Source organism: Enterobacter sp. 01-M-02-SI-ECC (assembly GCF_047530595.1).
In the GTDB taxonomy this organism is placed as follows: Bacteria; Pseudomonadota; Gammaproteobacteria; order Enterobacterales; family Enterobacteriaceae; genus Enterobacter; species Enterobacter cloacae_M.
The window spans coordinates 37,879-58,724 of the sequence record NZ_JBLKCZ010000005.1 but is presented as its reverse complement, the minus strand read 5'-3'; the positions used below and the strand labels follow the sequence as shown (position 1 = coordinate 58,724).

At 56.5% G+C, this 20,846-nt stretch carries 21 protein-coding genes and 3 tRNA genes; 9 read left to right on the top strand and 15 right to left on the bottom strand.

Annotated features, from left to right (window positions below; all coding sequences use genetic code 11):
* Positions 1-7: 7 nt before the first annotated feature.
* The gene (gene radA / locus ACMWLG_RS09245) at positions 8-1,393 is read right to left on the bottom strand and encodes a DNA repair protein RadA (RefSeq protein ID WP_023293325.1); all 1,386 of its coding nucleotides are present in this window, start codon (positions 1,391-1,393) and stop codon (positions 8-10) included.
* A gap of 74 nt (positions 1,394-1,467) precedes the next feature.
* On the bottom strand, positions 1,468-2,436 hold the full coding sequence (gene serB, locus ACMWLG_RS09240; RefSeq protein ID WP_023310325.1) for a phosphoserine phosphatase: 969 nt from the start codon (positions 2,434-2,436) through the stop codon (positions 1,468-1,470).
* 117 nt (positions 2,437-2,553) lie between these two features.
* On the opposite strand from serB, the gene ACMWLG_RS09235 reads away from it, so the two are divergent.
* Both ACMWLG_RS09235 and lplA read left to right on the top strand, forming a co-directional pair.
* Positions 2,554-3,198 carry a YtjB family periplasmic protein gene (locus ACMWLG_RS09235; protein ID WP_023310324.1) on the top strand — a complete coding sequence of 215 codons (645 nt, stop codon included), beginning with the start codon at positions 2,554-2,556 and terminating at the stop codon, positions 3,196-3,198.
* 39 nt (positions 3,199-3,237) lie between these two features.
* Positions 3,238-4,254, top strand: a complete 1,017-nt coding sequence (gene lplA / locus ACMWLG_RS09230; protein ID WP_045400929.1) for a lipoate--protein ligase LplA — start codon at positions 3,238-3,240, stop codon at positions 4,252-4,254.
* Between the two features lie 61 nt (positions 4,255-4,315).
* Here the strand turns inward: lplA and deoD are convergent, their stop codons facing one another.
* The 4 genes from deoD to deoC form a co-directional block, all read right to left on the bottom strand.
* The gene (deoD, locus tag ACMWLG_RS09225) at positions 4,316-5,038 is read right to left on the bottom strand and encodes a purine-nucleoside phosphorylase (RefSeq protein ID WP_010427122.1); all 723 of its coding nucleotides are present in this window, start codon (positions 5,036-5,038) and stop codon (positions 4,316-4,318) included.
* Between the two features lie 89 nt (positions 5,039-5,127).
* Positions 5,128-6,351 carry a phosphopentomutase gene (gene deoB, locus ACMWLG_RS09220; RefSeq protein WP_033144579.1) on the bottom strand — a complete coding sequence of 408 codons (1,224 nt, stop codon included), beginning with the start codon at positions 6,349-6,351 and terminating at the stop codon, positions 5,128-5,130.
* A gap of 53 nt (positions 6,352-6,404) precedes the next feature.
* On the bottom strand, positions 6,405-7,727 hold the full coding sequence (gene deoA / locus ACMWLG_RS09215) for a thymidine phosphorylase (RefSeq protein ID WP_045400926.1): 1,323 nt from the start codon (positions 7,725-7,727) through the stop codon (positions 6,405-6,407).
* A 109-nt stretch (positions 7,728-7,836) separates the two neighbouring features.
* Entirely contained in the window at positions 7,837-8,616 is a 780-nt protein-coding gene (gene deoC / locus ACMWLG_RS09210) for a deoxyribose-phosphate aldolase (RefSeq protein WP_023310320.1), read from the bottom strand.
* 262 nt (positions 8,617-8,878) lie between these two features.
* Here deoC and ACMWLG_RS09205 point away from each other — a divergent pair, with 262 nt between their 5' ends.
* Positions 8,879-10,426: a YjjI family glycine radical enzyme gene (locus ACMWLG_RS09205; RefSeq protein ID WP_045400922.1), complete on the top strand. Its 1,548-nt coding sequence runs from the start codon at positions 8,879-8,881 to the stop codon at positions 10,424-10,426.
* Entirely contained in the window at positions 10,401-11,261 is an 861-nt protein-coding gene (locus ACMWLG_RS09200; protein WP_045400919.1) for a YjjW family glycine radical enzyme activase, read from the top strand. The genes ACMWLG_RS09205 and ACMWLG_RS09200 overlap by 26 nt, the downstream gene beginning before the upstream one ends.
* Here ACMWLG_RS09200 and ACMWLG_RS09195 read toward each other — a convergent pair.
* The 8 genes from ACMWLG_RS09195 to ACMWLG_RS09160 all read right to left on the bottom strand — a co-directional run bounded on the left by ACMWLG_RS09195 (position 11,256) and on the right by ACMWLG_RS09160 (position 17,617).
* Positions 11,256-12,038 carry a TatD family hydrolase gene (locus ACMWLG_RS09195; RefSeq protein ID WP_045400916.1) on the bottom strand — a complete coding sequence of 261 codons (783 nt, stop codon included), beginning with the start codon at positions 12,036-12,038 and terminating at the stop codon, positions 11,256-11,258. The two genes, ACMWLG_RS09200 and ACMWLG_RS09195, sit on opposite strands and share 6 nt — an antisense overlap.
* Positions 12,035-13,087, bottom strand: coding sequence for a patatin family protein (locus tag ACMWLG_RS09190; RefSeq protein ID WP_045400913.1), 1,053 nt, complete (start codon positions 13,085-13,087; stop codon positions 12,035-12,037). The genes ACMWLG_RS09195 and ACMWLG_RS09190 overlap by 4 nt, the downstream gene beginning before the upstream one ends.
* Before the next feature lie 120 nt (positions 13,088-13,207).
* Positions 13,208-13,369: a DUF1328 domain-containing protein gene (locus ACMWLG_RS09185; RefSeq protein WP_003856556.1), complete on the bottom strand. Its 162-nt coding sequence runs from the start codon at positions 13,367-13,369 to the stop codon at positions 13,208-13,210.
* Positions 13,370-13,496: 127 nt separating this feature from the next.
* Entirely contained in the window at positions 13,497-14,114 is a 618-nt protein-coding gene (osmY, locus tag ACMWLG_RS09180) for a molecular chaperone OsmY (protein ID WP_045355076.1), read from the bottom strand.
* 299 nt (positions 14,115-14,413) lie between these two features.
* On the bottom strand, positions 14,414-16,003 hold the full coding sequence (gene prfC / locus ACMWLG_RS09175) for a peptide chain release factor 3 (protein WP_045400911.1): 1,590 nt from the start codon (positions 16,001-16,003) through the stop codon (positions 14,414-14,416).
* Between the two features lie 91 nt (positions 16,004-16,094).
* Positions 16,095-16,772 carry a pyrimidine 5'-nucleotidase gene (gene yjjG / locus ACMWLG_RS09170; protein ID WP_045400908.1) on the bottom strand — a complete coding sequence of 226 codons (678 nt, stop codon included), beginning with the start codon at positions 16,770-16,772 and terminating at the stop codon, positions 16,095-16,097.
* 19 nt (positions 16,773-16,791) lie between these two features.
* Positions 16,792-17,235: a ribosomal protein S18-alanine N-acetyltransferase gene (gene rimI, locus ACMWLG_RS09165; RefSeq protein ID WP_045400906.1), complete on the bottom strand. Its 444-nt coding sequence runs from the start codon at positions 17,233-17,235 to the stop codon at positions 16,792-16,794.
* Positions 17,204-17,617 (bottom strand): DNA polymerase III subunit psi, encoded by a 414-nt coding sequence (locus tag ACMWLG_RS09160; RefSeq protein ID WP_029740017.1) that lies wholly within the window; start codon positions 17,615-17,617, stop codon positions 17,204-17,206. Before ACMWLG_RS09160 ends, rimI begins: the two co-directional genes overlap by 32 nt.
* 102 nt (positions 17,618-17,719) lie before the next feature.
* On the opposite strand from ACMWLG_RS09160, the gene rsmC reads away from it, so the two are divergent.
* From rsmC to ACMWLG_RS09140, 4 genes are all read left to right on the top strand, one after another.
* Positions 17,720-18,748 (top strand): 16S rRNA (guanine(1207)-N(2))-methyltransferase RsmC, encoded by a 1,029-nt coding sequence (rsmC, locus tag ACMWLG_RS09155; protein ID WP_045400903.1) that lies wholly within the window; start codon positions 17,720-17,722, stop codon positions 18,746-18,748.
* A gap of 172 nt (positions 18,749-18,920) precedes the next feature.
* A tRNA-Leu gene (locus tag ACMWLG_RS09150) sits at positions 18,921-19,007 on the top strand.
* 28 nt (positions 19,008-19,035) lie between these two features.
* Positions 19,036-19,122: transfer RNA gene (locus tag ACMWLG_RS09145), tRNA-Leu, on the top strand.
* A 33-nt stretch (positions 19,123-19,155) separates the two neighbouring features.
* Positions 19,156-19,241 (top strand) — tRNA-Leu (locus ACMWLG_RS09140).
* A 41-nt stretch (positions 19,242-19,282) separates the two neighbouring features.
* Here ACMWLG_RS09140 and ACMWLG_RS09135 read toward each other — a convergent pair.
* Complete coding sequence (locus ACMWLG_RS09135; protein ID WP_045400900.1) at positions 19,283-19,552, bottom strand: DUF1435 domain-containing protein; 270 nt, start codon at positions 19,550-19,552, stop codon at positions 19,283-19,285.
* A gap of 215 nt (positions 19,553-19,767) precedes the next feature.
* On the opposite strand from ACMWLG_RS09135, the gene ACMWLG_RS09130 reads away from it, so the two are divergent.
* Positions 19,768-20,832, top strand: coding sequence for a GGDEF domain-containing protein (locus tag ACMWLG_RS09130; RefSeq protein WP_045400899.1), 1,065 nt, complete (start codon positions 19,768-19,770; stop codon positions 20,830-20,832).
* Positions 20,833-20,846 lie beyond the last annotated feature (14 nt).

Genomic DNA, 20,846 nt, shown 5'->3' with positions numbered 1-20,846 from the left:
TACGTAATTATAAGTCGTCAAAGACATTTAACGCATCTGCGAGTTTTTTCACGCCAAATACCTGCATCCCTTCCGGGATCTTTTTCGGCACGTTGGCGGCGGGAACGATCGCCCGGCGGAAACCGTGTTTTGCCGCCTCGGAGATACGCTCCTGGCCGCTGGGTACCGGACGGATTTCCCCGGCGAGGCCCACTTCGCCGAATACCACCAGATCCTGCGGCAGCGGTCTGTCTCGCAGGCTGGAGACCATCGCCAGCAGCAGCGCCAGGTCTGCGCTGGTCTCCGTGACTTTGACGCCGCCGACCACGTTAACGAAGACGTCCTGATCCGCCATCTGCAGCCCGCCGTGACGGTGCAGCACCGCCAGCAGGATCGCCAGACGGTTCTGTTCCAGACCGACCGCCACGCGCCGCGGGTTGCCCATCATCGAGTGATCCACCAGCGCCTGAATTTCGACGAGCAGCGGGCGCGTCCCCTCCCACAGCACCATCACCGAACTGCCGGAGGTGATCTCATCGCCGCGGCTCAGGAAGATGGCCGACGGGTTGCTGACTTCGCGCAGCCCCTGTTCGGTCATGGCAAATACGCCTAGCTCATTCACCGCCCCAAAGCGGTTCTTGTGGCTGCGCAGGGTACGGAAGCGAGAATCCGCGTCGCCATCGAGCATTACGGAGCAGTCGATACAGTGTTCAAGCACCTTCGGCCCGGCCAGCGAGCCGTCTTTGGTCACGTGGCCGACCATCACAATCGCCACGCCGCGCGTTTTGGCAAAGCGCGTCAGGTAAGCCGCGGTTTCACGCACCTGCGCGACGCTGCCCGGCGAAGACTGAATGTCCGCCATGTGCATCACCTGGATGGAGTCGATCACCATCAGCTTCGGCTGCTCTTCTTCAGCGATCATGCAGATCTGCTCGATGCTGGTTTCGGAGAGCATGTTCAGGTTGCCGGTCGGCAGGCCCAGACGGTGCGCGCGCATCGCCACCTGCTGCAGTGACTCTTCGCCCGTGACGTACAGGGTTTTCATCTGTTCGGCGAGCTTGCAGAGCGTTTGCAGCAGCAGGGTCGATTTACCCGCGCCCGGGTTACCGCCGATCAGGATCGCGCTGCCCGGCACCACGCCGCCGCCGAGCACGCGGTCAAACTCTTTGAACCCGGTGGAGAAGCGCGGCAGCTCTTCGAGGCTGATGTCCGAAAGTTTTTGCACCTTCGCCACGCCCGCGTTACCGGCATAGCCGCTCAGGCGCTCATTACGCGCCACGCTCGGCGAAGCCGCCACACCACGCACTTCGGTGATGGTGTTCCAGGCATGACAGGCGCTGCATTGCCCCTGCCAGCGCGGATAATCCGCACCACATTCATTACAAACAAATGCGCGTTTTGGAGCTTTCGCCACGGTTTACCTCGTTATTTCTGTGCGGCCTGCGTGCCGGGCGGCGCTTACGCTTACCCGGCCTACAAAGCAGACCGTTATTTCTGATTAATGCTGCCGGAGAGAATGCAGAACACCCCCATCAGGTCAGCGTGACGGATAGTGACTTCCGTCTTTTCATTCACTTTTGGCTTGGCATGGTAGGCAATGCCCAGCCCGGCGGCTTTGATCATCGGCAGGTCGTTCGCGCCATCGCCGATGGCGACGGTCTGGACGACCGGAATTTCATATTTTTCCGCCAGACGCGTCAGCGTATTGGCTTTGTACTGGGCATCTACGATATCGCCGATCACCTGGCCGGTCAGCTTGCCGTCCATGATCTCCAGCTCGTTGGCCACCACGGTGGTCAGATGCAGTTTTTCCCGCAGGTAATCCGCGAAGAAGGTGAAGCCACCGGAGGCGATCGCCACTTTCCAGCCGAGGGACTGCAGCTTCAGCACCAGCTGCGTCAGCCCAGGCATCAGCGGCAGCACGTCGCGCACCTGACGCAGAATGTTGGCATCGGCCCCTTTCAGGGTCGCCACGCGCTGGCGCAGGCTGGCGGTGAAGTCCAGCTCGCCGCGCATCGCACGTTCGGTGACTTCCGCCACCAGCTCGCCGCTGCCCGCCAGCTTCGCAATCTCGTCAATACACTCGATCTGAATGGCGGTTGAGTCCATGTCCATCACCAGCAGGCCCGGGGTTTTCAGATGCGGAATTTTGCCCAGCGGCGCGACGTCCAGCCCCGCGTCATGCGCCAGACGCGTTGCGCGCTGCGTCAGGGAACCCGCCAGGCGAATAACCTGGTAGTCTTCCACGCACCAGGCGGCGACGATGACCATTGCCGCACCGAGCTTGCTTTGATACTGAGTCAGGCGTTGCTTATCCAGACCGCGTCCGTAGAGGAGCCAGCCGCTACGACCGGCGTGGTAATCCAGAGGCATCACCTCATCGCCACTTAAAGAGAGCGGCAATCCTGGCCATAAAGAGACATCCGTTGGCAGGTCACACCAGGTAATGTTCGGCATTAAAGCTCCTGTAATTTCGTTCGCGCCGGAAGGTTGCAGAGGGAAAATAACGCATGAGGCTACCCTGTAACCATCACTTCTGGCAACATTAAGCCGTAAATTTTCAGCAGGTGGAATATGGCTCGCGCAAAACTGAAATTCCGGCTTCATCGCGCCGTGATTGTCCTTTCCTGTCTCGCACTACTAGTGGTGCTGATGCAAGGGGCATCGTGGTTTAGCCAGAACCATCAACGGCAACGCAACCCGCAGTTTGAAGAGCTGGCCCGCACGCTGGCCCGCCAGGTGACGCTCAACGTCGCACCGTCCATGCGTACCGAAACGCCGGACGATAAGCGGATAGGCCAGGTTCTACGCCTGCTCACGGAGAACAGCCGCATTCTTGATGCCGGCGTCTATGATGAGCAAGGCAACCTTATTGCCCGCGCGGGCGAGCACGTCGACGTGCGCGACAGGCTGGCGCTGGACGGGAAAAAAGCCGGGGGCTACTTTAACCAGCAGATTGTCGAACCTATTCAGGGGAAGAATGGCCCGCTGGGCTATCTGCGCCTGACCCTCGATACCCACACCCTGCCTACTGAAGCCAAACAGGTCGATAATACCACCAATATTCTGCGCCTGATGCTGCTGCTTTCACTCGCCATCGGCGTTGTGCTGGCGCGCACCCTGCTTCGCGGCAAGCGCTCGCGCTGGCAGCAATCCCCGTTCCTGCTGACCGCCAGCAAATCCGTCCCCGAAGACGAAGAGAGCGAGAAGAAAGATTAGTGATAAAGTAGGCGAACGATTCGGAAAAGGAACTTTGCCATGACGACGTTACGCCTGCTTATCTCTGACTCTTACGATCCCTGGTTTAATCTCGCGGTAGAAGAGTGCATCTTCCGCCAGATGCCCGCTACCCAGCGCGTACTGTTTCTCTGGCGTAACGCCGATACGGTGGTCATCGGCCGCGCGCAAAACCCGTGGAAAGAGTGCAATACGCGGCGCATGGAAGAGGACAACGTCCGTCTCGCGCGCCGCAGCAGCGGCGGCGGCGCGGTGTTTCACGATCTGGGCAATACCTGCTTTACCTTTATGGCGGGCAAACCGGAATACGATAAAACCATCTCAACGTCCATCGTCCTCAACGCGCTCAATTCACTCGGCGTGACGGCAGAAGCCTCCGGGCGTAACGATCTGGTGGTGAAAACCCCCGAGGGCGACCGGAAGGTCTCCGGCTCCGCCTACCGTGAAACGATGGATCGCGGCTTCCACCACGGCACCCTGTTGCTGAACGCCGATCTGAGCCGTCTGGCGAACTACCTGAATCCGGATAAGAAAAAGCTCCAGGCCAAAGGAATTACCTCCGTACGCGGCCGCGTGGCAAATCTGGTGGAGCTGCTGCCGGGGATCACGCACGAGCAGATTTGCGATGCCATCGGTGACGCGTTCTTTGAACATTACGGCGAGCGCGTTGAAGCACAAGTCATCTCCCCTGAAAAAAAACCGGACCTGCCCAACTTCGCCGAAACCTTCGCCCGCCAGAGCAGCTGGGAGTGGAACTTCGGTCAGGCTCCTGCGTTTTCCCATCTGCTGGACGAGCGTTTTACCTGGGGCGGCGTGGAGCTGCATTTTGACGTGGAGAAAGGCCATATCACCCGCACGCAGGTGTTTACCGATAGCCTGAACCCGGCACCGTTAGAGGCGCTGGCGGCACGTTTGCAGGGCTGTTTGTACAGGGCAGATATGCTGCAGCAGGAATGCGACGCGTTGATCGGAGATTTCCCGGAGCAGGAAAAAGAGCTGCGGGAGCTGTCGGCGTGGATTGCACAGGCCGTGCGCTAGGTGCGGTCTGGTGCCCTCACCCCGGCCCTCTCCCACAGGGAGAGGGAGGGAAGAGACAGAATTACTCTTTATCGCCCAGCAGAACGGATTCCAGCGCGATTTTGATCATGTCGTTAAAGGTAGTCTGACGCTCGGCAGCAGTGGTCTGCTCGTGGGTACGGATGTGGTCAGACACGGTGCAGATGGTCAGCGCTTTCGCACCAAACTCAGCCGCGACGCCGTAAATACCCGCCGCTTCCATTTCCACGCCCAGGATGCCGTATTTCTCCATCACGTCGAACATCTCGCCGCCGTCCGGGGCATAGAACAGGTCAGCAGAGAAGATGTTACCCACGCGCGCTTCAACGCCCAGCGCTTTTGCCGCGTCAACCGCGTCACGCACCATGCCGAAGTCAGCAATCGCCGCGAAGTCATGGTCTTTGAAACGCATGCGGTTAACTTTGGAATCGGTGCAGGCACCCATACCGATAACGATGTCGCGCAGCTTCACGTCCATGCGCACCGCGCCGCAGGAGCCTACGCGGATGATTTTCTTCACGCCGAAGTCGGTAATCAGCTCTTTGGTGTAGATAGAGCAGGATGGGATACCCATACCGTGGCCCATAACGGAGATTTTGCGGCCTTTATAGGTACCGGTGAAGCCCAGCATGCCGCGAACGTTGTTCACTTCACGCACGTCTTCCAGGAAAGTTTCTGCAATGTGCTTCGCGCGCAGCGGGTCGCCCGGCATCAATACGACGTCAGCGAAATCACCCATTTCTGCATTAATGTGAGGAGTTGCCATCTTCAGTTCCTTTTACATTGTTTATTCTTTTCACCCTCTCCCTGTGGGAGAGGGCCGGGGTGAGGGCATCAGACCTCACCCAACATGATTCAGAACATGGCCTTGCCATATTCCATGTCAGACGTACCAAAGTATTTCGCCAGAGTCTGGCCGATGTCCGCAAAGGTTTCACGGTGACCGAGCGAGCCCGGCTTCACTTTCGGGCCGTACACCAGCACCGGAATGTGCTCACGGGTGTGGTCGGTACCGGTCCAGGTTGGGTCACAGCCGTGGTCCGCGGTCAGGATCAGAATGTCATCTTCACCCACCAGCTCCATCAGCTCCGGCAGACGACGGTCGAACAGCTCAAGACCGGCCGCATAGCCTGCGACGTCGCGACGGTGGCCCCAGGAGGAGTCGAAGTCCACGAAGTTGGTGAAGACGATAGTCTTGTCGCCCGCTTCTTTCATCTCTTTGATGGTGGCATCAAACAGCGCATCCAGACCGGTGGCTTTCACTTTTTTGGTGATGCCGCAGTTGGCGTAGATATCCGCGATTTTACCCACGGAAACCACGTGGCCGTCTTTCTCTTCAACCAGCTTCTGCAGTACGGTCGGTGCCGGTGGCTCAACGGCCAGGTCATGACGGTTACCGGTACGCTGGAAGTTACCCGCTTTGTCGCCGATAAACGGACGCGCGATCACGCGGCCAATGTTGTAGCCGCCTTCGGTCAGCTCTTCACGGGCGATTTCGCACAGCTCATAGAGTTTATCCAGGCCAAACGTCTCTTCATGGCAGGCAATCTGGAACACGGAGTCAGCAGAGGTGTAGAAAATCGGCTTGCCGGTTTTCATGTGCTCTTCGCCGAGCTGATCCAGAATCACGGTACCGGAAGAGTGGCAGTTACCGAGGTAGCCCGGCAGGTTGGCGCGCTTCACTAGCTTATCGAGCAGCTCCTGCGGGAAGCTGTTCTCGTGATCGGAGAAGTAACCCCAGTCGAACAGCACCGGCACACCGGCGATTTCCCAGTGGCCAGACGGGGTGTCTTTACCGGAGGAGAGCTCGTGAGCCCAGGCGTAGGCGCCCACGACTTCCGCGTTGCCGTCCATACCGGCTGCGATTTTACCGGTAGAACCTTCATGCGCTTTCACCAGACCGAGGCGGGTCAGGTTAGGTAGAGTCAGAGGGCCTTTACGACCGTTATCCGCTTCGCCTTTCGCACAGGCTTCCGCGATGTGGCCCATGGTATCGGAACCCACGTCACCAAAACGTTCTGCATCTTCGGTTGCGCCGATGCCGAATGAGTCCAGCACCATAATAAATGCACGTTTCATAATTGTTCTCCGTACGTAGTGCTTCAAAAATTATCGATCAGATCAGTATACCGCTATTCGGTGATACGGCGATAGACAGTCGGTGTGGTTTCCGGCGCTTTATCGTCAAGCGTAATAGCCGCTTTCACCGCTTTAGCCGCTTCCTGCCAGCTGGCTTCGTCTTTGGCGTGGATCACCGCCAGCGGACGTTGACCGTCAACGCTGTCGCCCAGACGGGCCATATCGGTAAAGCCGACGCTGTAATCAATGGTGTCTGACGCCTGACGACGGCCGCCGCCCATCGAGACCACCGCCATACCCAGCGCACGGGTGTCCATCGCAGAGACAAACCCTTCGCTATCGGCATACACCGCTTTGCTGAGCGTCGCGGTTGGCAGGTATTTCGCGTAGTTTTCGACGAAATCGGTCGGGCCCCTCTGGGCTGCAACCATGCGGCCGAAAATGTCCGCCGCTTTGCCGTTATCCAGCACCGCCTGCAGCTTCGCGCGGGCTTCTGCGTCGTCTTTGGCCAGCTTGCCGGAGATTAACATCTCAACGCACAGCGCCATGGTGACGTCGAACAGACGCGGGTTACGGTATTCGCCTGTGAGGAACTGGACGGCTTCACGCACTTCGACGGCGTTACCGGCGCTGGAGGCCAGCACCTGGTTCATGTCAGTGAGCAGCGCGGTGGTGCGCACGCCCGCGCCGTTGGAGACCCCAACGATCGCTTCGGCAAGCGCAGCAGAAAGTTCATAGGTCGGCATAAAGGCGCCGCTGCCGACCTTCACGTCCATCACCAGCGCGTCCAGCCCTTCTGCCAGTTTCTTCGCCAGGATAGAGGCGGTGATCAGCGGGATGGAGTCAACGGTCGCGGTGATGTCGCGGGTCGCGTAGAAACGCTTGTCTGCCGGAGCAAGAGAGCTGGTCTGGCCGATAATCGCCACACCAACGTCTTTAATAATGTCGCGGAAGCGGTTGTCGTCCGGGAAGATATCGAAGCCCGGAATGGCTTCCAGTTTGTCGAGCGTACCGCCGGTGTGGCCCAGGCCGCGCCCGGAGATCATCGGGATGTAACCGCCGCAGGCTGCCACCATGGGGCCGAGCATCAGAGACGTCACGTCACCCACGCCGCCGGTGGAGTGTTTATCCACAATCGGGCCGTTAAGGTTGAGGCTTTTCCAGTCCAGAACGGTTCCTGAATCTCGCATCGCCATGGTCAGCGACACGCGCTCAGGCATCGACATATCGTGGAAGAAAATGGTCATCGCCAGAGCCGCAATCTGCCCTTCTGAGACGGTGTTATCACGAATGCCGTTGATGAAGAAGCGGATCTCTTCGTCGCTTAATGCATGACCATCACGTTTTTTACGAATAATTTCTTGTGCGAGAAACACGGTAACCTCCATGCGGAATCGGGGGAGTTGTGGCGGGTGGCGTGACGCTTACCCGCCCTACAATCCTGTCGGCCGGATAAGCGAAGCGTCATCCGGCATTGTCTGGCAATCAGTAGCTGCTTGCGCTCTTACCGTCTCCGTGACCCAGCGCTTTCAGCAGGCTAGCCAGCAGGCTGGACGCACCGAAGCGGTAGTGACGGGAATCGGCCCAGTCGGCGCCAAACAGCTCGTCGGCAATCGCCAGGAACTGCTGCGCGTCTTCGGCGGTACGCACGCCGCCCGCAGGTTTGAAACCAACGGTTTTGGATACGCCCATGTCGCGGATCACTTCCATCATGATGCGCGCGCTTTCCGGGGTCGCATTCACCGGCACTTTACCGGTAGAGGTTTTAATGAAATCCGCACCGGCTTTGATGGAGATTTCAGATGCTTTACGAATCAGCGCCTCTTCTTTCAGCTCGCCGGTTTCGATGATCACTTTCAGCAGCACGTTTGCCGCCGCGCACGCGTCTTTACAGGCTTTCACCAGGTCAAAACCGACCTGCTCGTTGCCGGCGATCAGCGCGCGGTACGGGAACACCACGTCGACTTCGTCTGCGCCGTAAGCAATCGCCGCGCGGGTTTCTGCCAGCGCAATCTCGATATCGTCGTTGCCATGCGGGAAGTTAGTTACGGTTGCAATACGCACGTCCGGCGTGCCCTGCTCTTTCAGCGTCTTACGGGCAATCGGGATAAAGCGCGGGTAGATACAGATGGCTGCGGTGTTACCCACCGGCGTTTTCGCCTGATGGCACAGGGCGATGACTTTTTCATTGGTGTCGTCATCGTTCAGGGTCGTCAGGTCCATCAGCTTCAACGCGCGCAGGCTGCTTGCAGTTAAATCGGTCATAACATTCTCCAACGGCAGTGCCGTATAAATTTTACCTTGCGGGTCTGTGAGTATTCTAACATTCACCCGCATCCACACTTCGACATTCATCACAGTTAATGAAAACTGCATACAAATTTGCATTACTGTAATGAGATCTTCTTCAAACTTTAGTGCGTAAGTTGCCGACTAAAGCAGCGATACCCCCTGTCGGATCAAAAGCCCCAACAGGCTGGCTTCCTACAATCCGTTCATCATCCGCAGAACACTCAAGGAAGCGACTATGCCCCACTCCAGCCCCGACGCCCTGCAACAACGTTGCCAGCACATTGTGACAAACCCGGTGTTAACCCCGGAACAAAAACGTCATTTTCTGGCGCTGGAAGCGGAGAACAACCTGCCTTACCCGGCACTTCCTGAGGCCGCACGAGCCGCGCTGGACGAGGGTTTTATCTGCGACATGTTCGAAGGCCATGCGTCTTACAAACCCCGTTACGTTCTGCCGGATTACGCAAAATTTCTGGCTAACGGTTCAGAGTGGCTGGAGCTGGAAGGCGCGAAAGATCTCGACGACGCCCTCTCGCTGTTAACCATCCTCTACCATCATGTTCCGTCCGTCACATCGATGCCGGTCTATCTCGGTCAGCTTGATGCGATATTGACGCCATATGTTAGAATTCTAACACAAGAAGAGGTCGATAGCCGAATAAAACGTTTCTGGCGCTATCTCGACCGTACGCTGCCGGATGCGTTTATGCACGCAAACATCGGGCCTGAAGATACGCCCGTCGCGCGCGCCATTCTGCGTGCCGATGCAGAGCTGAAGCAGGTCGCGCCGAACCTGACCTTTATCTACGATCCCGATATCACCCCGGACGACCTGCTGCTTGAGGTGGCAAAAAACATATGTGAATGCAGCAAACCGCATATTTCTAATGGCCCGATGAATGATAAAATTTTCACAAAAGGCCGTTACGGCGTAGTGAGCTGTTACAACTCCCTGCCGCTTGCTGGCGGTGGCAGCACTCTGGTGCGCCTCAACCTCAAAGCCATTGCTGAACGCAGCGCATCCATTGAAGACTTCTTCACCCGCGCGCTCCCGCACTACTGCCAGCAGCAAATTGCCATCATCGATGCGCGCTGCGGTTTCCTGTACGAGCAATCTGGCTTCTTTGAGAATAGCTTCCTGGTCAAAGAGGGGCTGATTGATGCGGATCGGTTTGTGCCCATGTTTGGCATGTACGGCCTGGCGGAAGCGGTGAATACGCTCTGTGAAAAGGAGGGCATTGAAGGCCGTTACGGAAAAGACGAGCAGGCCAACGCGCTGGGCTATCGCATCAGCGAACAGCTTGCGGCGTTCGTTGAAAGCACGCCGGTGAAGCACGGCTGGAAGCACCGCGCGATGCTTCACGCGCAGTCGGGGATCAGCTCCGACTCCGGCACCACGCCGGGCGCGCGCCTGCCCTACGGCGATGAGCCGGATCCTGTCAGCCACCTGCTGGCCGTTGCGCCGCATCACAAACACTATCACTCCGGAATCAGCGATATTCTCACCCTGGAGGAGACGGTCAAACGCAATCCGCAGGCGGTGGTTCAGCTTTGCCTGGGCGCGTTCAGGGCCGGCATGCGTGAATTTACCGCCAACGTAGCGGGTAACGATCTGGTACGCGTGACCGGCTACATGGTTCGCTTGTCGGATCTGGAGAAATACCGGGAAGCGGGATCGCGCACCAATACTACCTGGCTGGGGGAAGAAGCCGCACGCAATACCCGTATTCTGGAACGTCAGCCGCGCGTGGTTAGCCATGAACAGCATATGCGCTTTAGTTAGTCAGGTCATTCCTTTTTCCTGCGTGGACGGGCCGGGCAGCCGCCTGGCGCTGTTCCTGCAGGGCTGCAACCTGCGCTGCAAAACCTGCCACAACCCGTGGACGATCGGTCGCTGCAACGACTGCGGGGACTGCGTGCCCCACTGCCCGCACGACGCGCTGACGATTCAGGCCGGACGCGTCTGGTGGCAGGAGAGTGACTGCCAGCAGTGCGACACCTGTCTGCACCTGTGCCAGCAGCAGGCAACGCCTATGGCGCACCGCTTCAGCGTGGAAGAGATCCTCACTCATGTCCGCAAATCCTCCCCCTTTATCGAAGGGATCACCGTGAGCGGTGGTGAAGCCACAACGCAATTGCCGTTTTTGATCGCCCTGTTCACCGCGATCAAAGCCGATCCCGCCCTGCGTCACCTCACCTGCCTGGTAGACAGCAACGGTCTGTTAAGCGAAACCGGCTGGCAAAAGCTGCTGCCGGTACTGGATGGCGCGATGCTGGATCTGAAGGCGTGGGGGAACGAGCATCACCGTTTCCTGACCGGGCGCGAAAACCCGCAGATTAAGCAGAGCATCCGCTGGCTGGCAGATCGTCACCGTTTGACGGAACTCCGCCTACTGGTTATTCCGGAGCAGTGTGATTATCTGGAACATCTCAAACCGCTAACGACCTTTATCCACGGACTTGGAAATGTGCCGGTACGAATCAACGCGTTTCATGCGCAGGGCGTTTACGGTGAGGCGGCCTCATGGCGCAGCGCCACGCCCGAGGACGTTGAACCGCTGGCGCTGGCGCTGGAAAAACAGAAGATAACGGTGATCCGTCCGGCGCTTTACCTATAGCGTGATGCCAAATACCGAACGGGTATTTTCCAGCAGCGCATCGGCAATCACCTCTTCAGGCTCTTTTCGCAGTTCACACAGGGTGGTAAATACGCGCGCCGCCAGTTCCGGGCGATTCGGCTGGCCCTGAAAACCATTCAGCGGCATATCCGGCGCATCGGTTTCCAGCAGAAGCGCCGACAGCGGCAGCTGTGCCATCACGTCCCGGGTTTTACTGGCGCGCGGATAGGTGATGGTGCCACCGACGCCGATTTTATAGCCCAGCTCAATAAAACGCTGCGCCTGCTGCAGGCTGCCGGAGAAACCGTGCACGACGCCCCTGCGCGGCAGATCGATGCGTTTCAGGTGCATCGCCAGCTTATCGTGCGTGCGTCTTGAGTGGAGGATCACCGGCAGATCGTGGCGCTTCGCCAGTCTGAGCTGCGCGTCGAGGATCGTCTGCTGGCGCTCAAACTGCTGATCCTCGCGATAAAGATCGAGGCCGATCTCACCGATGGCGACAAGTTTGTCTCCTGCGGTTTGCACGATCTCATCAAGCCTCTCAATGTGCTCATCAAGATGCCGCTCAATCACAATCGGATGCAGGCCGAGCGCGGCATAGAGCGCGGAGTGCCGCGCGGAAAGATCCAGCACCCGGGAAAAATAGGCCGCTTCCACTGCCGGCACAATAATAGCCTGAACGCCTGCCTCAGCCGCTTTCGCAATGCTTTGCTCTTCATCCCCCGTAAACGGCGGAAAATCAAAGTGGCAGTGGGTATCGACAAAGCGGAGCGTCACGCCAGATCCTCGTTATCCAGTAAAGCGTCATTCGCCTGCGGAATATCCACCAGCGGCGTCGTCAGGGCGTCGTTGGCGACAATCGCAGGCGGCAAAATAATGCGTTTATGGCGATGAAGCGGCGGTTGCTCCGCCAGCATTTTCCCCACCGTCGCCAGGAAGTAACGCCCGCACAGCCGCCCCGTTTTGTAATCCATGCGCAGCGCAGGGATGCGGCTGCCCAGGGCCATGCTCAGCAGCGGCTTAGGCGGATAGATTTCAAAAATACGCAGCTTACCCGGCGGTTTTTCAATGAAGCGCTGCATCGCGCCGTAGGTGGTTTCATGCTGCTTCGCGATGTTCACCAGCGGCTGCAGGCTGCTGTCGCCCAACCAGCGCTCCATCCGTTTAAACCACTGCGGCGTGTAATACATTTGCGACGGTACGGTACGGATCACCACAATGGTTTTCGCCCCGCGCCGGGCGGCTTCCTGCACCGGCACAGCGTCACTGATCCCACCGTCCAGATAGCTAATGCCGTCCAGCAGGGCTCCCGTACGATAAAAGCCGGGGATCGCGCTGGAGGCGCGGATGATGTCCAGCCAGTTCTCCTTCTGAGGAGAAAAATAGCCCGGCGAATAGTCATCGCCCCGGCTGGCGCACATCCAGAACTCTTTGCCGCTATCAAACAGACGGGCAGCGGTATCCATGGCCAGCGGCATCTGGCTGGAGGTCGACTCCAGCAGCCAGTCGAGATCGATCAGGTTGCCGCCGCGCACAAAGCGCACCGGATTAAAAAATTCTTTTGCCGTGGTGTAGCGCATGATGACCTTTCGCGCATAGCCAGGCTGGTTACAAACATAGGCAGAGAGGTTCTGCGCCCCGGCAGAGGTGCCGAAGTAAAGGTCAAACGGGTTGAACTGCGCGCGCATAAATTCATCCAGCACGCCGGCGGTAAAAATGCCGCGCTGTCCTCCACCTTCGCAGACCAGCGCCAGTTGTCCTGCGCGAAACGGCTTTAACGTCAGCGGCGCAATATTGCCGAGCGTAACGGGAATTCGTTGCCCCACCTCTGCTTTCCTGTTTTGATTATTTTATAACACCACAGTAACGCACCCGACCTGTTACGCAAATAAGAAAAAGCCAGTCGCAGTGACTGGCTTTATTTTGTTGAAGGAATATTGCGTTTGCTACGGACGTCTGCGACCCGTAAACAGGCTGACCAGGAACAGAATAATACCTACAACGAACACAATCTTAGCTGCCCATGCCGCTGTACCTGCCAGTCCACCAAAGCCCAATGCGGCGGCAATTAACGCGATAACCAGAAATATAATGCCCCAACGAAACATAAGCTTCTCCTTTACCATAGTTAATGTCGGCCGCTAAACGTGAGCGCTCAGGTCACTCACCGGCGTTTTTCCAGAGTCGTTCTTATTTCGCCCGCAGGTTTTAACCAGACGGGCGAATGGTCCAGATTTACTTCGTTTTCAGATCGTTTTTAACGCTTTTCACACCGTCAATCGCTTTCGCGATGGACTCGGCGCGTTCACTTTGCGCCTGCGAATCTACCGTACCGGAAAGCTGAACCACACCATCGGTGGTTTCCACTTTCACCTTACGGGACGGCACGATGTCATCTGCTAAAAGTTTAGCTTTGATTTCGCTGGTAGTAGCGGCATCACCGGCATAACCTTTCACCGACGCGTTTTTACCGTCACGTACGTGCAGCTTATCGCTGACGGACGCAACGCCTTCAACGCCCTTCGCGACTTTCACCGCCTGTTCGGCCTGAGCCTGGCTTTCCACGAAGCCGCTCAGCGTGACCACTTTCTTGTCGGTCTTAACGGAAATATCGGTACTTTTGATGGATTCATCATCCACCAGTGCGGCTTTCACTTTTGCTGTGATTGAGCTGTCGTCCATGAAGTTGCCGACTTTATTCATAGAGCTATCGATTTTTTGCCCTGCGCTATCGGCCGTGGACTGGGCTTTATCCATTGTGCTGCTTTCCGCCAGAGCGGAACCGCTCACCAGAACGCTACCCAGGGTTACAGCCAGCAGAGTTTTCGAAATCTTCAGTCTTGTCATATTCATCGATCTATTCCTGTGTTTACCCGTTATTCGGGCTACATACTTCCTTAGTAGTTTTATATATTGCGAATAAACACGCGGGCAAAATGGATAACCTAAAGTCATGCATTGAACAGTTAATTTATCCACGCCCGGTGTTAAACACTGTGTTAAATATAGATCACTCTCACAGAGCCGCTTTCAGAATTGGGTAAAAAACGCGCGAATAGCGTGAAATTGCGTTGAATTAAGAACATTCCGCAAGGGATTAATAAGACAGGAATTAAAGAAGAGCACGGCGGGAGCCGTGCTCTGAGAGGGGATTAGTGCTCGCGGGTTTTACGGAACTGAACGTCAGGGTAACGTTCCTGCGTCAGGTTCAGGTTCACCATAGTTGGCGCGATATAGGTCAGGTTATCGCCGCCATCCAGCGCCAGCTGAATTTCGTTCTTACGCTTAAATTCTTCGAATTTCTTCACGTCAGAACACTCAACCCAGCGCGCGGTCGCGACGTTCACAGACTCGTAAATCGCTTCCACGTTGTACTCGCTCTTCAGACGCGCGACAACCACGTCGAACTGCAGCACGCCGACCGCGCCAACGATCAGGTCGTTGTTCGCGATTGGGCGGAACACCTGCACGGCGCCCTCTTCGGAGAGCTGAACCAGGCCTTTCAGCAGCTGTTTCTGCTTCAGCGGATCGCGCAGACGGATACGACGGAACAGCTCCGGTGCGAAGTTCGGAATACCGGTGAACTTCATCATTTCACCCTGGGTGAACGTATCGCCGATCTGAATAGTGCCGTGGTTGTGCAGACCGATGATGTCGCCCGGATACGCCTCTTCAACGTGCGAACGGTCACCCGCCATAAAGGTCAACGCGTCGGAAATCACCACGTCTTTACCGGTACGCACCTGGCGCAGCTTCATGCCCTTTTCATACTTACCAGACACCACGCGCATAAAGGCCACGCGGTCGCGGTGTTTCGGGTCCATGTTGGCCTGAATTTTAAACACGAAGCCGGTGAACTTCTCTTCTTTCGCTTCCACTTCACGGGTGTCGGTGTTACGCGGCATCGGCTGCGGCGCCCACTCCACCAGGCCGTCGAGCATGTGGTCAACGCCGAAGTTACCCAGTGCGGTACCGAAGAAGACCGGGGTAATTTCGCCGCTCAGGAACAGCTCTTTGTCGAATTCGTGAGACGCGCCTTTGACCAGCTCCAGCTCGTCGCGCAGCTGCGCGGCCAGCTCTTCGCCGACTGCCACGTCCAGCTCAGGGTTATCCAGACCTTTCACCACGCGAACTTCCTGAATGGTGTGGCCTTTACCGGTCTGATACAGATAGGTTTCGTCTTTATAAAGGTGATACACCCCTTTGAACAGCTTACCGCAGCCAATTGGCCAGGTGATGGGCGCACAGGCGATTTTCAGCTCGCTTTCCACTTCATCCATCACTTCCATCGGGTCACGGATGTCGCGGTCAAGTTTGTTCATGAAGGTGAGGATCGGCGTATCGCGCAGACGGGTGACTTCCATCAGCTTGCGGGTCCTGTCTTCTACACCTTTGGCGGCGTCGATCACCATCAGACAGCAGTCCACCGCCGTCAGGGTACGGTAGGTATCTTCGGAGAAGTCTTCGTGGCCCGGGGTATCCAGCAGGTTCACCAGGCAGTCGTGATACGGGAACTGCATCACGGAGGTGGTAATCGAAATACCACGCTGCTTTTCCATCTCCATCCAGTCGGATTTTGCATGCTGGCTGGAGCCACGGCCTTTAACGGTACCCGCAGTCTGGATCGCCTGTCCGAACAGCAACACCTTCTCAGTGATGGTCGTTTTACCGGCATCCGGGTGCGAGATAATGGCAAAAGTGCGGCGCTTGGCCACCTCTTGCAGATAAGGAGACAACGTCATAATTAAATCTTCTTTTATAAGCGCGGCAGCACGCCACGCATCATGGAATACAAAATTGCGGCTATTTTACCCATCAATGGGGGGCAGGCAATCATTGTTTACACAGGAGTTGCTCCAGTTCGTTCAACGACGTCACGGTCCAGGTCGGCTCGATGCCTTCAGGCTTCACGCGGCCATGCGCGTTGAGCCAGACGGTCGACAGACCGGCCTTCATGCCGCCCAGAATATCTGACTCTGCTGTATCACCCACCATCAGGACGCGATCGCGGTCGGGATTTCCGGCCTGCGCCAGCGCGTAGTCGAAAATTCGCGGATCCGGCTTCGGCACGCCAACCTCTTCCGAGATCACCAGCGCGTCGAAATGATCGCGCAGGCCGGTGCGCTCGAGGCGGATCTGCTGCAGGGCGGTAAAACCGTTGGTGATGATCCCCAGTTTCACCTTGCCTTTCAACGCATTCAGCAGGGAAACCGCACCCGGCAGTGGCGCACAGATATCCGCCATCGCGTTCAGGAAGGCATCATTCAGCGTCCCCGGACTGACCTTTAAGCGTTCCGCCCAGACGTCAAAGCGCTGGTGCTGAAGTTGTAACGCGGTGATGGCACCGTTCTGGTAATCCACCCACAGCGGCTTGTTTACCGCCTGATAGTCCTGAAAGTCTTCAGCGGTGAAGGTCACGCTATAGTCGAGAAACATCCGCTGCAGGCCGCCGAACGAATCGAACGTAAACAGCGTTTCGTCGGCATCAAAGAAAATCCAGTCCCATTTCATCGTTACAACCTTATATTCGTTATCCAATCGGCAGAGCCATTATGATGGCGTCTTCACGTCCCTCTGCGGTGGGGTAGTAGTTACGGCGGATTGTCGCCTCGTTAAAGCCTAAGCTTTCATAGAGCGCGATGGCGGCGACATTCGACGCGCGCACCTCCAGCCACAGGGTGAAAACGTCACGGGTTTCGAGCTCGCGAATGAGGTGCTCGAGCAGTTCTCTTCCCAGCCCACGGCGCTGAAACGCGGGATCAACCGCAATATTAAACAGCGTCGCTTCATCAAGAACAACCTGCGTGATCGCGAAGGCGGCCATGGTGCCGTCAACGTCCAGACGGAAGTTCAGATACCGTTCGCCCTGATTGCTGGCGAAGTTTTTTTCGCTCCACGGAAACGCGTGGGCGCGTGTTTCAATCGCAAACGCAGTGGTCAGGTCAGGCGTCGTGAGGGAAGAAATCGTGTTCATATTCGCAGATTTGTTGCCATAGCGCGCTGCGCGCTTTTGGGTTGGCTTTCAGTTCGTCCAGCGCTGGCGTGCAGATCTGGCTCCCCTGGAGGGGGATCTCGTTTGTTTCTCCGATACGCCAGCTGTTACAGCGGCTATCAGGAGGAAGCATCGCGACACGCTCTGGCGTCAGCTGTAAAACCTGGTCGGCCGTCATCTTCAGGCTGCGAAGGACATCATCGATCAGGGGTTCATTCAGGGCAGGCAGTTCTTCCGCCACCATCACCAGGCGTACGTGCGCAGGGATGGAAATGGCGATTTCGCCCTGCAACGCCGTCGGGCGACGCAAAGCCCACTGGGTAATGCCCAGCTGCTGCAACTGCCAGTCTCGTCGGGATGTCATAGGGAAAACTCCTGTCTCTCAGGCGCGCAAATATAGCAAATGTGTCGAAAGTGCGCCATCTACCTACTATAATCCCCGCCTGAGTTTATTGAGGAACAATTCATGTCTGCATTTACCCCGGCAAGTGAAGTCTTGCTGCGTCACAGTGATGATTTCGAAGAAAGCCGTATTCTGTTTGCCGGAGATATGCAGGATGACCTGCCTACGCGTTTCGACTGTGCTGAAAGCCGTGCCCACACCCAATACTACCACCACTGGCAGGTGCTGAGCCGCCAGATGGGCGAGCGCGCGCGCTTTAGCCTGGTGGCGGAGCAGAGCGATATCGCCGACTGCGATACGCTGATCTACTACTGGCCGAAGAACAAGCCGGAAGCCCAGTTCCAGCTGATGAACCTGCTCTCCCTGCTGCCGGTCGGCTGCGATATTTTCATTGTGGGTGAGAACCGCAGCGGCGTGCGTAGCGCTGAACAGATGCTGGAAGGCTACGCGCCGCTGAATAAAGTCGACAGCGCACGCCGCTGTGGTCTGTACCATGGCCGTCTGGAAAAACAGACAACGTTCGATCCACAGGCTTACTGGGACGAGTACCAGCTTGACGGCCTGACCATCAAAACCCTGCCGGGCGTGTTCAGCCGTGACGCGCTGGATACGGGCAGCAAGCTGCTGCTCTCCACCCTGACGCCGCACACCAAAGGCAAAGTGCTGGACGTGGGCTGCGGCGCGGGCGTGCTCTCTACCGTGCTCGCCAGCCATTCACCAAAAGTGCGCTTAACCCTGTGTGACGTGAGCGCCCCGGCGGTAGAAGCCAGCCGCGCAACGCTTGCCGCAAACGGCATTGAAGGCGAGGTGATTGCCAGCAACGTCTTCTCCAACGTCACCGGTCGCTTCGACATGATTATCTCCAACCCGCCGTTCCACGACGGCATGGAGACCAGCCTTGAAGCGGCACAAACGCTGATCCGTGGCGCAACCCGTCACCTTAACAGCGGCGGCGAGCTGCGTATTGTCGCGAACGCCTTCCTGGCGTACCCGAAAGTGCTGGACGAAACCTTCGGCTTCCACGAAGTGATCGCGCAGACCGGCCGCTTTAAGGTCTACCGTACCGTCATGACGCGCCAGGCCAAAAAGTAATCTCCACTCCAGCAGGCCGGATAAGCGCAAGCGCCATCCGGCTCCGCATGGCGCCTGCATCGGCCATTTTTGCAGCAATCAAGGCGTAGCGCGCACTTTTCTGTTGACGTAAAGCTGAAAACATCTAGAATGCGCCTCCGTGGTTACGATACTTTTACAGTATCGATGGTATGCGAAGGTGGCGGAATTGGTAGACGCGCTAGCTTCAGGTGTTAGTGTCCTTACGGATGTGGGGGTTCGAGTCCCCCCCCTCGCACCATAAATCACAATGATATTGCTCGCACTGGGCGAAGGTGGCGGAATTGGTAGACGCGCTAGCTTCAGGTGTTAGTGTCCTTACGGATGTGGGGGTTCGAGTCCCCCCCCTCGCACCAACGAGGCGATATCAACAATAGTAAGATGACTGTGCGAAGGTGGCGGAATTGGTAGACGCGCTAGCTTCAGGTGTTAGTGTCCTTAGGATGTGGGGGTTCGAGTCCCCCCCCTCGCACCAATTATCTTACATCCCTTCTGAAGTTCCTCTTGTTTTCCCTGTTATTTCAAACTCATCAGTATCACCAGAATTCCACTGACCAGTGCTACGCATGATGGCAGTAAAACAAAGTGGCGCAGCTGCTTATGCCAGATCATGCCTGACGTGACTAACAGTCCTGACACGATGATCGCTTTCCAGGTATCAAGGGAGAGATCGGCAAACATCAACCCGCCGAGAATGGCTCCCGGTAGCAATACCCCCCAACCACTGCCAAGCGCCCTGTTCAACATGATCTGCCCTCCCACAACGATAATGATAACCAGTATCATATGACACACATTATCATTTGTCAGCTGAATGAATCAAAATCCATCGACCTTTACCTTTCCCGTAATGACAGGAATTGCCTAAGGTGATAAATTGCACACCTGTTAACAACATCTAAAGATTTTCTGATAATTACTCTTTGAGTTTTTTGCATGTTTTATTGCGAAACGGCACCTACTTATTTGTTTTAATTAAATTTTAATAAAAACGCACGACTATGACATCACAATCCTGGCGGTCTTTGGTTCACAGAAAATATCAATTGTCGTTACGTTTATTTTTATTTCTGAACGCAACCTCGGCAGTGTTCTCGGTAACAAATCCGCTCAATTCTGTACGCCTGTTATCTGCCCCACTTATTGCTATTTTCTCCATCAGCACCGGCCTGTTCATCTGGCACTGGAGAAAGCGCGCGCGGAAGATAAATATTCCCGTTGTTTCAGGGATCTTCGGTATTTTGTGGGCCTCGCAAATTGTGTCTAAATTCGCCTTAATTACCCACGACCACGCGACATATTTGTTAATCGCCCTATTAACGGTGCTTTTTATCGGAACGCTGGCATTCGCCAGTAATATCAAAGCATTTACGCTGCACTCATTGCCCACCTTTATTGCCTGCCTGTGGTTAAGCGATCACGATATATGGCTGAGAATGACCTATTCTTTCGCACTTCCTGTGGTGGCAATTGCTATTCATAACATTTTGCAAACGCGTAACGATCGTTTCGCTCAGGAATTGCTCTCACGCCTGTTGGAAGAGCGAGAAACCCTTACCGATCTCAGCATGATGGACCCGCTTACCGGCCTCTATAATCGTCGCGGTCTGCAAAGCCGTCTGGAGAACCTGCCGACGGTAGAAAATGGCGAGCACTTTGTTCTGCTGATGGATATCGACCACTTTAAAGCCTATAACGATCATTATGGCCATATGATGGGCGACCAGGCGCTTAAGCGCGTCTCTGCGGCAATCCGCGACGCCGTGCGTTCTCGCGATATTGTGGCGCGTTTTGGCGGAGAAGAGTTTATGGTGCTGCTGACCAATATTTCTCTCGAACATGCCCGCCAGACGGCCGAGCGGATCCGTCAGAAAGTCTACGATTTGAAAATCCCGCATCTATTTAACGAGAGTGTCGCGACAAACGTCACCATCAGCATTGGTATTGCCATTTTCGAGGATGAAGACGTGGAAGGCGCGCTGGAAAAAGCGGACAAAGCCCTCTACGAAGCAAAGCATATGGGGCGCAATAACATTCTGTTGAGTGAAGAGCTGCAGACGGCGTAAACATCACGGCGGTG

Coding starts and splice junctions, on each gene's coding strand:
- deoB (WP_033144579.1), bottom strand. CDS start 6,351: ATGAAACGTGCATTTATTATGGTGCTGGACTCATTCGGCATCGGCGCA.
- deoC (WP_023310320.1), bottom strand. CDS start 8,616: ATGACCGATTTAACTGCAAGCAGCCTGCGCGCGTTGAAGCTGATGGAC.
- yjjG (WP_045400908.1), bottom strand. CDS start 16,772: ATGAAATGGGACTGGATTTTCTTTGATGCCGACGAAACGCTGTTTACG.
- ACMWLG_RS09235 (WP_023310324.1), top strand. CDS start 2,554: ATGGCTCGCGCAAAACTGAAATTCCGGCTTCATCGCGCCGTGATTGTC.
- ACMWLG_RS09205 (WP_045400922.1), top strand. CDS start 8,879: ATGCCCCACTCCAGCCCCGACGCCCTGCAACAACGTTGCCAGCACATT.
- rimI (WP_045400906.1), bottom strand. CDS start 17,235: ATGAACACGATTTCTTCCCTCACGACGCCTGACCTGACCACTGCGTTT.
- serB (WP_023310325.1), bottom strand. CDS start 2,436: ATGCCGAACATTACCTGGTGTGACCTGCCAACGGATGTCTCTTTATGG.
- prfC (WP_045400911.1), bottom strand. CDS start 16,003: ATGACGTTGTCTCCTTATCTGCAAGAGGTGGCCAAGCGCCGCACTTTT.
- ACMWLG_RS09135 (WP_045400900.1), bottom strand. CDS start 19,552: ATGATACTGGTTATCATTATCGTTGTGGGAGGGCAGATCATGTTGAAC.
- deoD (WP_010427122.1), bottom strand. CDS start 5,038: ATGGCAACTCCTCACATTAATGCAGAAATGGGTGATTTCGCTGACGTC.
- ACMWLG_RS09130 (WP_045400899.1), top strand. CDS start 19,768: ATGACATCACAATCCTGGCGGTCTTTGGTTCACAGAAAATATCAATTG.
- ACMWLG_RS09200 (WP_045400919.1), top strand. CDS start 10,401: ATGAACAGCATATGCGCTTTAGTTAGTCAGGTCATTCCTTTTTCCTGC.
- rsmC (WP_045400903.1), top strand. CDS start 17,720: ATGTCTGCATTTACCCCGGCAAGTGAAGTCTTGCTGCGTCACAGTGAT.
- ACMWLG_RS09185 (WP_003856556.1), bottom strand. CDS start 13,369: ATGTTTCGTTGGGGCATTATATTTCTGGTTATCGCGTTAATTGCCGCC.
- osmY (WP_045355076.1), bottom strand. CDS start 14,114: ATGAATATGACAAGACTGAAGATTTCGAAAACTCTGCTGGCTGTAACC.
- lplA (WP_045400929.1), top strand. CDS start 3,238: ATGACGACGTTACGCCTGCTTATCTCTGACTCTTACGATCCCTGGTTT.
- ACMWLG_RS09160 (WP_029740017.1), bottom strand. CDS start 17,617: ATGACATCCCGACGAGACTGGCAGTTGCAGCAGCTGGGCATTACCCAG.